The sequence below is a fragment of the Xanthomonas hortorum pv. cynarae genome (genome assembly GCF_002939985.1).
Lineage (GTDB): Bacteria > Pseudomonadota > Gammaproteobacteria > Xanthomonadales > Xanthomonadaceae > Xanthomonas > Xanthomonas hortorum_D.
The window spans coordinates 69,693-81,663 of record NZ_MDFM01000011.1 but is presented as its reverse complement, the minus strand read 5'-3'; the positions used below and the strand labels follow the sequence as shown (position 1 = coordinate 81,663).

Genomic DNA, 11,971 nt, shown 5'->3' with positions numbered 1-11,971 from the left:
TAATACGCGACATGAGCGAACCCGACTCCCCGCACGTCACCGCCGCGCCCCTGGTCGCGATTCTGGCCTACCAGCAACTGGGCCTGTTCGAGTTCGGCTGCGCAGTGGGGCTGTTCGCGCCGCAACGCCCGGAGCTGGACGTGGAGTGGTACCGCAGCGTGGTGTGCGCGTGCGAGCCGGGCGCGCTGAAGACGCTGGGCGGCTGCCTGTTGCAGGCACCGGCCACGCTGGACCGGCTCGACGATGCGGACGTGATCGTGATCCCGGGCTGGCGCAATCCCGACGAATGCCCACCGGCTGCACTGCTGGACAAGCTGCGCGCCGCCCATGCACGCGGCGCGCGGCTGGCCTCGATCTGCTCGGGCGCTTTCGTGCTGGCCTATGCCGGCCTGCTGGATGGTCGCAGCGCCACCACCCACTGGCGGCTCACCGATCTGCTCGCCAGCCGCTTTCCCGCCATCGAGGTGCGCGCCAACGTGCTGTATGTCGACACCGGCAGCATCCTCACCTCGGCCGGCTCGGCCACCGGCATGGACATGCTGCTGCACATGGTGCGCAAGGATTACGGCACGCATGTGGCCAACCTGGTCGCACAACGGCTGGTGCTGGCACCGTGGCGCGATGGCGAACGCAGCCAGTTGGTCAACCGTTCGATCCCGCTCGGCGAACCGAACCGGCTGGCCGTGCTCACCGAATGGATCCGCAGCCATCTGGATCAACCGCACACCCTGGCCAGCCTGGCCGAACGCGCCGCGCTCAGCCAACGCACCTTGCAGCGGCAGTTTCTCGAAGCCACCGGGCTGTCGCCGATCGACTGGGTGATCCGCGAACGCGTGGCGCTGGCACGCGAGCTGCTGGAAACCACCGACCGCCCACTGCACTGGATCGCCGAGCGCGCCGGCTTCGGCTCGCTGGAATCGTTCCGCCGGCATTTTCGCGTGCTCGCCCAGGCCAGCCCGGCCGCGTACCGGCGCCGGTTGCAGATCGCCTAGCGCGCCACAGCGCGAGCGATGCACACGTTGCAGTTCTGAAAAATACCTAAGCAAAGCAATTGCGCACGCTGCGTGGCTACGCACACTTGCGCGGCCACCGCAGCCGGCGGCCATCCCCCAGGTTCTTTCGACACCGCGCAGCCCTGCGTGTGTGCGGCTGCGTGCGCGCATCCCATCCTCTCGCGAGAACCTCCCATGTCCACCGCATCGCGCGCCCTGCCCCAACGGCGCCCCACACCGCGTCTGACCACCGGCCTGCTAATGGCCGGTCTGATCGCCACCGGCCTGTGCGCCGCCTCTTCCGCCAGCGCTGCCGGTTGTACCGCCGGCACCTGGGTCGCCCGCAGCAATGAAGCCGGCATGCCGGCGGTGCGCTACGAGACCACGCACTTCGCGTTCCGCTGGAACGGCGATGGCGTGTCCAGCGCCGACGTGCGCGCTGCCGGCGAGCATCTGGAAATGGTCTGGGACACCTTCATCAACCGCCTGCAATTCCCCGAGCCGGCCTGCACCAGCGCCACCAAGTACAAGGCCAGCATCCATCTGGATCCCGGCTTCGGTTTGAGCGGCGGGGTCACCGGTAGCGGCAACATGGGCATGTGGATGGCACCGGGCGGCCTGCGCGACCACTGGGGCCTGGCGCACGAACTCACGCACGCCTTGCAAGGCCAGACGCTGAGCCTGCGCGACTCGGACTTCACCGGCTGGATCTGGGAATCGGACGCCAACTGGATGACCCATCAGCTCCCGGAATTCCATTCCAGCGACGTGCGTTGCTCCAGCATGCTGGTGAACTACCCGCATCTGTATCTGGGCTCCACCCGCGATCGCTACTGCAACTGGCAGTTCCTGGAGTACCTCAAGAACCGCTATGGCTACGCCATCATCAACGACCTGTGGGCCAAGGCGCCCAAGCCGGGCGATCCGGCACAGCGTAGCGCCGATCCATTTACGGTGATCCGCACCAACATGGGATGGACGCAGTCGCAACTGAACGATGTGTTCGGCGATTGGGCACTGCGCAACGTCAACTGGGACTACACCAGCCCCGATGGCAGCGACCAGGGCGCGCTGTATCGCGCGCGCTACGGCAGCAATGCATCGTTCGATCCGCAACGCACCCAGGACTGGGACAACCGCGATCGCGCGTTGCGCATGACCGTGCTCGATCCGGTTGCCGGCCAGGCCAACCGATACCGCGTGCCATTCGAATGGGCACCGCAGCGCTGGGGCTACAACCTGGTGCAGCTGATTCCCGCCAGCGGCGCCACCAGCTTCACGGTCGCCTTCGAAGGCCATGTGCAGAGCGCACCCGCCGTCACCACCCTGCCCAGCCTGGCCACCGACCCGGCCAGCATCCCGCTGCCGGATTCGGACTGGCGCTGGGGCGTGGTGAGCATCGACAGCAGCGGTCGGGCGCGCTACAGCGCCTTGCAACGCGGCGCCAAGGCCAGCGTCAACGTCACCCGCAACAGCGGCGACCGCGCGGTGTACCTGATGGTGATGGGCGCGCCCAGCACCGTGCACAAAATCAAGTGGGACCAGTCCTACTACGCGATCTACCGCTACCCGTGGAGCGTGACGCTCACCAACGCAGCACCGGCCGGCAGCCAGCCCGGCGCGCCCACGCCCACCCCGGTGGGGCGCCGCCACGCCAATGGCGGCGGCTGGGTCGCCAGCACCGCCAACGTCGCCTCCACCGCGTACGTAGGGCCGCGTGCGCGCGTATTGGCCGGCAACGTGCTCGGCAACGCACGCATCGACGGCCATGCCACGGTGATGGGCGGCACCGTGCAGGGCAATGCGGTGCTGGACGGTCTGACGGTGTGGCATCCGGGCGCAACGATCGGTGCGAATGCGCAGGCCAATACGGCCTTCATGGGGCCGGGCGCCTTCGGCGCGGTCACCATTGCCGGCACCACGCAGGTGCGTGGCGATATCGAATTGCGCGAAGGCACCACACCCACGCAAGGCGTGTTCTACGGTTACGCCGATGGCGCGACGATGCGCAATCCCGAGTTCGGGGCCGACCTGCGCCAGGCGGTACCGGAAATCACCGCGCGCCCTGCCGGCTGGTGAGTCCGCAGTGACGGGGTGACCTTGCAACCTGCAGCACGCGTACAAGCCCACGCGTGCTGCAGCTCAATCGCCCAGTTCGGCCAGACGCGCGCGCACGCTCTCCACGTCGATGTGCTCGCGCACATGCGGCCACTGCCGCGCCCATACCGAACGCAGCACGATCCACGCCCCGAACACGCCCAGGCAGGTCGAGCCCAGCGCCAGCAGCAATGGGTGCAACGGCGAGCCTCTGCCGGTCTGGAACAGATACATGAAGGCCCCGGAGAACAGCAGCCACACGCCGAACACCGGCCAGTTGCTGGCCAGCAGACTGGCATTGGGCCGCTCGATCTCGCGCAGCAACCGGGTCAGCGCCTTGCGTTCGTCATCGTCCGGTGTCATCGACTGGCCGCTCCACGGGTTGATCGCCGTTGATTGATTGCAGCGCTAAATCACGCGGCAGAAAACAGCCTTCAGATAGCGCGATTCCTGCACGTGCGCCATGAACGGATGGTCCGGACCGGCACCGGCCACTTTCAGGATCTGGATGGTGCGCCCGGAGAAATACGAAGCGCGGCGCAGCATGTCCAGGAATTCCTGCTCGGCCACCAAGCCGGTGCAGGAGAAGGTGGCGAACAAGCCGCCGGGCTTGACGACGCCCAACGCCAATTTGTTCATGTCCAGGTATTTCTTCAACGCCGGAATCACCTGCTCGCGGTCGCGGGTCATCTTGGCCGGATCCAGGATCACCACATCGAACTGGTCGCCGCGATTGGCCGCGTCGCGCAGCCACGGAAAGATGTCGGCCTGCACGAACTTGGGGCGCACGTTGTTGAGCTTGGCATTGCCCTTGGCCAACGCGATCACGTCCTCGTCGATGTCCACGCCCAGCACCTCCGAGGCGCCGCGCGCGGCCGCATACACCGCAAAGCCGCCGGTGTTGCAGCACAGATCCAGCACCGTCTTGTCCTTGACCTGCTCGCTCAGCCACTGACGGTTTTCGCGCTGATCGGCGAAGAACCCGGTCTTGTGCGCACCGGCCGGGTCGGCGCGGAACTTGATGCCGTACTCGGTGATCACCGACGCTTCGGTGGTGGTGTTGCCGTGAAAATCGAAGCTTTCCTGCTTTTGCACGTGCTCGTCGGCAAAGCTGTGGAAGCGGCAGCCCGGGAACTGCTCGCGCAGCGCCTCGTAGATCCATTCGCGATGGCGAAACATGCCGGCGGCGAAGAACTCCACCACCACCAGATCGCCGTAGCGGTCCACCACCAGGCCGGACAGGCCGTCGCCTTCACTGTGCACCACGCGCCAGGCATCGGACACCGCATCCAGGCTCAGCCAGTCGCGGCGCAAGCTCACCGCCGCGGCGATCTTGCGCGAGAACCAGCCCGCATCCACCGGCACCGACTGGTCGGTTTCCAGGATGCGCACAGCGATGCGCGAATGGCCGTTGTAGAAGCCGCGGCCGATCCACTCCCCGTCCACGCCGACCACATCGACGATGGTGCCGGGTTTGGGCTTGGCGGCGGGCTTTTCCACCAGTTTCTGGAAGATCCACGGGTGGCTGGAGCGCCACGCATTCTTGAGTCGGACGACGGGGACTGGAGTATTCATCCGCCCATTGTATCCGGCTGGATTGACGTGCCTGAGTCCGCAACGCAGAATCGGGCTCAGAAGGGGAGTAGCTCCCAGGAACGGCCAACAGAACGTCGCAGCGGTCATGCCATCGTTCGGGAAGTCGCTCCAGCGTTGTCGCCGTCATTACGAGCCCTGTCATCAGGCGCTCCGGTGCAACGGCAACCGGCCCACACCGGTTGCGAGCGAGACCTTCGCCGCGCAGGCGAAGGTCCGTCACCCGGAATCCACGATTTCGGTGTCACAAGGCCTCAGCCCACCGGCTGTCCAGGTCGTTTCACTTTTCGGGATTCTTTTATGCAAACCATTGGCAATGTCTGGTTATGGGGTGGCTTCGCGATCGTGGTGATCGTGGCGCTGATGGTCGATCTGGTGCTGATGCGCCACGGCGGCGCGCACAAGGTGACCTTCAAGGAAGCCACCTGGTGGAGCATCGGCTGGGTGCTGCTGGCACTGGCCTTCAACGCCGGGCTGTGGTGGTACCTGCAGGGCAGCATGGGCGACGCGGCGGCCGACCGGATCGGGCTGGAGTTCCTGACCGGTTATCTGGTGGAGAAATCGCTGGCGGTCGACAACATCTTCGTGTTCCTGATGGTCATGACCTACTTCGGCGTGCCCGAAGAACAGCGCCAGCGCGTGCTGATCATCGGCGTGCTGGGCGCCATCGTGCTGCGCGCGATCATGATCTTTGCAGGCTCGGTATTGCTGACCAAGTTCCATTGGCTGCTGTACGTGTTCGGCGCGTTCCTGCTGCTGACCGGTATCAAGATGTGGTTTTCCGCCGGCAAGGAGCCGGATCTGGAAGCCAACCCGGTGTTGCGCTGGATGCGCGGCCATCTGCGGCTCAGCCCGCAGTACGACGGCAACCTGCTAAGCGTGATCAAGGACGGCAAGCGCTGGTTCACGCCGCTGTTCGTGGTGCTGATTTTGATCGCGGTGATCGATGTGATCTTCGCGGTGGACAGCATTCCGGCGATCTTCGCCATCACCACCGACCCGTTCATCGTGCTGACCTCCAACGTGTTCGCGGTGCTGGGCCTGCGCGCGATGTTCTTCCTGCTGGCCGGCATGGCCGATCGCTTCCATTTGTTGCCGTATGGCCTGGCAGTGATCCTGGTGTTCATCGGCACCAAGATGATGATCATCGATCTGTACAAGATCCCGGTGCTGGTCTCGCTGGCGGCGGTAGTGCTGATCCTGATCTTCACCATCGTGCTGAGCCTGCTGCGTCCGCCCAAGCCGGCGCGGCACTGACGGGCCGGGATTGGGGATTGGGGATTCGTGAATGGCAGCGCCGCGTGCACTGCTCCCAACCATGCGCACCGACCGTCTCCATTGGTCCTTGCCCGCCCACCGTCGCGGAACCTTACGCGGCATGGATGCCGCGTAAGAGCCTACACGGACGTACTTGCGGCGTGTCCCGCGATGGTGGGCGGGCAAGGACCCTGCAGCCAAGGCGCAGATCGTCCGTGATAAGGCGCAGGCCGATCCGCCAACGACCGGCGCCGGGATTGGATTATCCCGTCGCCGGGCCTGCTTATCCCGCGCCGGATAGGCTTGTAAAAAACCCGCGCGACGCCATCCGTGAAGGCATGACACAGCATCCTGTTGCCGCCGCGGACGCCACCGCCCAAGACCGTCTGGACCGTTCCCGGGTCTTGCGTGCCTTCAACTTCAGCCTGGCCGCGGTGTTGCTGCTGGTGGCGGTATTCACCGCCCAGGGCATGTTCGACTGGCGCGCCTGGGCCGTGGCACCGCTACAGGCCGACGGCCTGCTCGGCATTCTCACCGCACCGCTGCTGCATGGCTCGCTCGCGCATCTGGGCGCCAACGCGGCCGCCCTGCTGATCCTCGGCACGCTGGCCGGTAGCGTGTATCCGCGCGCCACCGCCATGGCGCTGCCGCTGTTATGGCTGGGTTCGGGCCTGGGCGCCTGGCTGCTGGGCGAACCCGGCAGCCGCCACCTGGGCGCCAGCGGCGTCACCCACGGGCTGATGTTTCTGGTGTTCGTGCTCGGCCTGCTGCGCCGCGACCGCCCGGCAATCGCCACCAGCATGATCGCCTTCCTGTTTTACGGCGGCATGCTGCTGACCATCCTGCCGCACGAGGCCGGCGTGTCCTGGCAATCGCACCTGGGCGGCGCCGTGGCCGGCCTGATCGCCGCACTGCTGCTGCGCCTGCGCGACCCACAACAGGCCAAGCCGCGCTACAGCTGGGACGACGAGGACGAAGACGCCGCCTGGGAAGTCAGCAACGCCGAACGCGACGTGCTGGAACCGCCGCCGCCGCGCCAGGTGCCGGTGCTATGGCAACGCCAGGAAGACGGCTCGCAGAATGTGGTGCTGCATTTTCCGCCANGCCTGCGCGCGATGAGGCGTTATCGGTAACGCCTCATCGCGCGCGGCCACGCTCCTACAACGGCTGATCGCGAGGGGACACGACATTCCCAGCCGTTACAGAGCGCTTCGCAACCAGCATCGGCGTTACTTGCGCTCGCTCAACGCACGCCGCGCCAGGCCCGGATCATCCGCAAAGAACGCATCGATACCGGCATCCAGATACGCCTTCAGCTCGGCCAATGCACCGGCTTCGTTACGCTCGGTCACCGCGCCATTACTGCGGTTGTTGACCGCCAGAAAATAATTCTCCGGACGGAACGTATACGGCTGCACCTGCAACCCAGCCGCATGCGCATCGTGCACCAGGCTGGTCGGCGTGCCCAGGCGTTGCTGCGCATCCAACGGAATGATGCTGCGGATGTCCGGGCCGATCGCATCGGCATAGCTGGCGATCTGCTTCAGCCCTTCGGGCGTGATCATCTGCCCGTAGGTGCGCGGCGCGTTGCCCACACCCGCATCGGGCAGCGCCATCTGCGCGCCACCCAGCAACTGCAGCAGACGGATGTTGCTGGTGCGTCCAATCTTGCCGCGCAGGTCACGCAAATTGCCGGTCTCGAACGACTGGATCACCACCGGCGCGGTCTGCGTGTAGGCATGCGCACGCAAGCTCGCCAGCACCTTGTCTTCCATCGCCAGATGCAGCGCACTGAAATAGCTAGGGTGCTTGATCTCCGGAATCAGCCCGATCGTGCGCCCGGTCGCTGCCGATTCGGCTGCGACAAAATCGATGATCTCGTCGAAGGTCACGATCTGAAACTGCCCATCCCAACGCGTGCCACGCAATTGCGGCAGCCGCTCGCGCGCGCGCAACGTCTTCAATTCGGCAAGACTGAAGTCTTCGGTGAACCAGCCTTCCATCGGCTGGCCATCGATGGTCTTGCGCGTCTTGCGCGCGGCGAACTCCGGATGGCTGGCCACATCGGTGGTGCCGCCAATCTCGTTCTCATGCCGGGCCACCAGCACGCCATCCTTGGTGGACACCAGATCCGGCTCGACGAAATCGGCGCCATCGATAATGGCCTTGGCGTAGGAGGCCAACGTGTGTTCCGGGCGCAACGCGCTGGCACCACGGTGCGCAAAGATCTGCACCGTTTTCGCCAACGGCGCTTCTGCAACTACGGGGCCGCTCATGCCGACCATCATCGCTCCCAACACTAGAACACGGTGGAACTGCATCATGCATTTCTCCAACGAAAAAGCAGCCATCAAAACCAAGGCATGATCGCCAGGCGAACGCGGCCGATTGGCGGTGCGGCGTGTACGACGTGTACACCCTGCTTTCTCCGCATCGTCCGCACCCGCCTGACAACCACGCGCTACGTCTTGTCAGCCACTCTAAAACTATCTATGTCAATCGACACCGGGATCCGTGAGCAGCAGCAAAACGCGCTGTCACGAATCCCCAATCCCGATTCCCCAATCCCTGACTCAGAACTTCGCATCCAGCGTCAAAAACACCTGCCGCGGCGCACTGGCATGGAACGCCAGCTGACGCCCATTCGGATCGCTGTTGGCGAACGCTGTGAGATTGGATGCATAGCGCTTGTCGGTGAGGTTGGTGACGTTGAGCGAGAGCTTGAGCCCCTGCAGCACGCCGGCCTGACCGAAGTCGTACCCGGCGCCGGCATCGAACGAGGTGTAACCACCAAAGCCCTGGTCGTTGGTGTAGGTGTAATAGCGCTGCCCGGTGTACTTGCCGCGCAGATTGACGTTCCAGTTGGCGTAGTTGAAGGCGATTTCGCTGGCGAACATGCGCTTGGGCGTATCCACCGTGGTCTTGCCGGCAGTGGCAATGGTCACACCGTTCTGCACGTAGTTGTCGTCGTAGGTCGAACGGTTGATCGAGGCCGAGTTGTACCACTGCAGGTAGCTCGTAGGCTTCCAGATCACGGTCAGTTCGCCGCCGCGGCTGCTCACCGAACCCACGTTGAAGAACCGCGTGGTGCAGGCCGGCGTGGTGCCCTGCTGGATGCTGGCGCAGGGATTGAGCGAGAGCAGACGGTTATCGAAGGTGACGTCGTAACCGACCAGCGAGGCTTCGAAGTGATCGCGTACAAAGCGATAACCGGCTTCCATGGTGCGCGACTTTTCCGGCTCCAGCGCACCAGCGCTGGCATCGAACGAGGCCTGGGTCACCAGCAAGGGACCGCCGGCGCCGCCGCCCTGGAACGCGGCGATGTTTTCCGCGTAGGAGGCGAACACTTCCTGCCCTTCGGCCAGGCGATAGCCCAGACCGATCTGCGGCAGTACCGACTCGCTGGCCTTGATCGAGCCGGTCGCCACCGGCGCTTCCACCGCCACGCCCGGCGTCTCGCGCGCGGTCATTTCGGTACTCGGGCTCTTGATGCCCAGATCCACGCTCAGGCGCTCATCGAAGAACTTGAAATTGCCCTGCACGTAGAACTGCCGGGTGGTGATGACGTAGTTCTGCGAGAACAACCGGCGGTCCGGATCCTGCAGGAACTTGTCGTCGCTGACCGGGCCATCGATCCAGTAGAAATTGCGTTCCACATCGTGGTGGTTGCGCTCGTACCACAGCCCGGCTTCGAGGTGATGCGGGCCCAGGTTCCAACCGAGCGAGGCGATGCCGCCGGTGCGGTTGATCCAGTAATTGGTGCTACGGATCGAGATCGGCAGGGCCTGCGGCGTGCCCGGGTTCGATGCCTGGCCCGGCGACCACCAGTGGCCCTGACCCTTGTTTTCGTGGTGATAGACCTGGGTGTGCAGGCTGATCGCATCGTTGGGCTGGAAATCGCCGGCCACGTAGAACAGATCGTCGTCGCGCAACGCACGGCTCTGGTAATAGGCATCGTCGACGTTGTCCACGCCGCCACTGAAACCACAGCGTGCCGCATTCCGCGTGGCAGGTGCGCAGTACGCCGCGGCCAACGCACGGTTCCAGTCCGGCGCGTACAGATTCCAGTCCCAACCCAGGCCACGCGCCATGCCGCTCTTGGACAGATACGAATAATCCGCCTGCGAGGTGCGCGAGGTATCGGCGAACGCGGTCAACTTGCCGCCGTCGAACTGGTACACACCCTTGGCATTGAACTGCCGCGTGGTGGTCGGCGAATCCGGCCGTGCCCACATGTCGGCTTCGGCGTTGATGCCCGACACATATGCTGAAAAGCCGTTGTAGTCACCGGTGTCCACACGCAGGAAGGTGCGACGGTTGGCATCCGACCCAACCGTCTGCGACAGCTGCCCGCCGAACACGCTGGACGGATCGGCCGAGTAGTACTGGATGGTGCCGCCGAGGTTGCTGGTGGAGGCGGTGCCCAGCGCACCGATGCCCGAGGCCAGCTCCACGCCGCCGAAGTTCTCGGCGATCAGCGCGCGGCTGATATTGAGGCCGTTGTAGTTGCCGTAGGCGTTGTCGCCCAGTGGCAGGCCGTCGAGCGTATAGCCCAGGCGCGTGCCGTTGAAGCCACGCAGGCTGATGGTCTGCGACTCTTCGTTGGCACCGAAGGCATCGTTGGATTGCACGTTGACGCCCGGCATGCGGTTGAGCAGCTTCTGGATGCTGGTGCCCGGCGGCAACACCGGAATGTCCTGCTGGGTGATGCGCTGCACCTGACGCGTTTCGCCCTGGCCGATCACCGAGACCGCATCGAGCTGCTGCACGGTCGTGCCGGTATCGGCAGTCACCTCGGGATCGGCGGCATGGGCAGCCGGCGACAACACGAGCGCGGTAAGAACGGCGGCACTTAACAGATGGGTCTTGGGCATGAGCGGCATGGGGGACAAGTCAAAAGATGACGGCAAGCGTGCGACAGCTGTCTTGCGCCGATGCGACCGGGACATGACAGTGCTGCGACAGTCGCTGCGCATCCCGCGCCAGTGCTGCGTTGCGCTGGCATGCACATGTCATCTGCGCGTCGTAATCTGCGAGCTCTTCCATGCGCGTTGTTGAGGGTTGGTCCATGTCGCATCGCAGTGCTCGCTCTTATCCTCGGACGCTGACCGGCATCGCCATCGCCGCGCTGGTCGTCGGCAGCGGCATGCTGAGCGCGCGGGAAAAACCAGCATCGACAGGCTCGGTGATCGCCACCGATGCGCGTGGATATCTTGAAAAAGAACAGTTGCCCGACAGCCTGCGCCTGGTGCCACCACCACCGCAGGAAGGCAGCGCCGCGCTGGCCAACGACGAAGCCATCGCCAAGGCCATGCTCGCGTTGCGCGGCACACCGCGTTGGAACCTGGCCACACAGGACGCCGCACTGACTTTCCCCGCAGCCGCCAGCCACTTCAGCTGCGCGCTTGGCGTGCAGATCGACCAGACCAGCACCCCACACCTGCTGCGCCTGCTCGAACGCAGCATGCGCGACGCCAGCAGCAGCACCAGCGCAGCCAAGGCACGCTACCAACGCCCGCGACCGTTCATGCGCAACGACCAACCGATGTGCACGCCCGCCGACGACGCCGCGCTGCGCAAGAACGGTTCCTACCCCTCCGGTCACACCGCCATCGGCTGGAGCTGGGGCCTGATCCTGGCCGAACTGGCCCCCGCACAACGCGACGCACTGCTCGCCCGCGGCCGCGCCTTCGGCGACAGCCGTCTGGTCTGCAACGTGCACTGGCAGAGCGATGTCATCCAGGGCCGCATGATGGCCGCCGCCACCGTCGCCGCCTTGCACGACAACCCTGAGTTCCAGAAAGACCTGGCTGCCGCACGCCGCGAGATTGCACAGGCAAGCGCAAAAAAACCCGCAACTACGGCCTTATCGCCAACGTGCGATGCGGAAAACGCCGCGCTACAGACGGTGTTGCCGGATGTGATGTAAGTCGGCTTGCAGCGTTGCTGCAAGCGTTCGCCGATTATCGATGTCGACAACGGAGCGTGTGGCCGCGTAATGCGGGGCTCAATGTTTGTTCCCGAAACCGATT

At 64.9% G+C, this 11,971-nt stretch carries 8 protein-coding genes, 1 other RNA gene and 1 pseudogene; 6 read left to right on the top strand and 4 right to left on the bottom strand.

The annotated features are described in order from the left end of the window. The first annotated feature begins 11 nt into the window (after positions 1 to 11). Positions 12 to 992 (top strand): transcriptional regulator FtrA, encoded by a 981-nt coding sequence (gene ftrA, locus XcyCFBP4188_RS09695; RefSeq protein ID WP_006449017.1) that lies wholly within the window; start codon positions 12 to 14, stop codon positions 990 to 992. A gap of 195 nt (positions 993 to 1,187) precedes the next feature. Continuing rightward, positions 1,188 to 3,071 carry an Svx/AvrXca family virulence/avirulence protein gene (locus XcyCFBP4188_RS09690; protein ID WP_104592007.1) on the top strand — a complete coding sequence of 628 codons (1,884 nt, stop codon included), beginning with the start codon at positions 1,188 to 1,190 and terminating at the stop codon, positions 3,069 to 3,071. A gap of 63 nt (positions 3,072 to 3,134) precedes the next feature. On the opposite strand, the gene XcyCFBP4188_RS09685 is transcribed toward XcyCFBP4188_RS09690, so the two are convergent. Continuing rightward, a complete protein-coding gene (locus tag XcyCFBP4188_RS09685; RefSeq protein WP_006449015.1) occupies positions 3,135 to 3,452 on the bottom strand; it encodes a hypothetical protein in 318 nt (105 codons plus the stop codon). Positions 3,453 to 3,497: 45 nt separating this feature from the next. Next, positions 3,498 to 4,664 carry a class I SAM-dependent rRNA methyltransferase gene (locus XcyCFBP4188_RS09680; RefSeq protein WP_006449014.1) on the bottom strand — a complete coding sequence of 389 codons (1,167 nt, stop codon included), beginning with the start codon at positions 4,662 to 4,664 and terminating at the stop codon, positions 3,498 to 3,500. A 318-nt stretch (positions 4,665 to 4,982) separates the two neighbouring features. Between XcyCFBP4188_RS09680 and XcyCFBP4188_RS09670 the strand changes: the two genes are divergently transcribed. Both XcyCFBP4188_RS09670 and XcyCFBP4188_RS09665 read left to right on the top strand, forming a co-directional pair. Beyond that, on the top strand, positions 4,983 to 5,939 hold the full coding sequence (locus XcyCFBP4188_RS09670; RefSeq protein ID WP_006449013.1) for a TerC family protein: 957 nt from the start codon (positions 4,983 to 4,985) through the stop codon (positions 5,937 to 5,939). Between the two features lie 338 nt (positions 5,940 to 6,277). Then, a pseudogene (locus tag XcyCFBP4188_RS09665) lies at positions 6,278 to 7,042 on the top strand (rhomboid family intramembrane serine protease); the annotation flags it as partial. Between the two features lie 126 nt (positions 7,043 to 7,168). Here the strand turns inward: XcyCFBP4188_RS09665 and XcyCFBP4188_RS09660 are convergent. Beyond that, positions 7,169 to 8,263, bottom strand: coding sequence for a glycerophosphodiester phosphodiesterase (locus XcyCFBP4188_RS09660; protein ID WP_043909911.1), 1,095 nt, complete (start codon positions 8,261 to 8,263; stop codon positions 7,169 to 7,171). 77 nt (positions 8,264 to 8,340) lie between these two features. Between XcyCFBP4188_RS09660 and XcyCFBP4188_RS09655 the strand changes: the two genes are divergently transcribed. After that, positions 8,341 to 8,416, top strand: a non-coding RNA gene (locus tag XcyCFBP4188_RS09655) — sX9 sRNA. 96 nt (positions 8,417 to 8,512) lie between these two features. Here the strand turns inward: XcyCFBP4188_RS09655 and XcyCFBP4188_RS09650 are convergent. Then, a complete protein-coding gene (locus XcyCFBP4188_RS09650; RefSeq protein ID WP_043909924.1) occupies positions 8,513 to 10,813 on the bottom strand; it encodes a TonB-dependent receptor in 2,301 nt (766 codons plus the stop codon). A 194-nt stretch (positions 10,814 to 11,007) separates the two neighbouring features. Between XcyCFBP4188_RS09650 and XcyCFBP4188_RS09645 the strand changes: the two genes are divergently transcribed. Beyond that, on the top strand, positions 11,008 to 11,868 hold the full coding sequence (locus XcyCFBP4188_RS09645) for an acid phosphatase (protein ID WP_043909914.1): 861 nt from the start codon (positions 11,008 to 11,010) through the stop codon (positions 11,866 to 11,868). Positions 11,869 to 11,971: the final 103 nt, after the last annotated feature.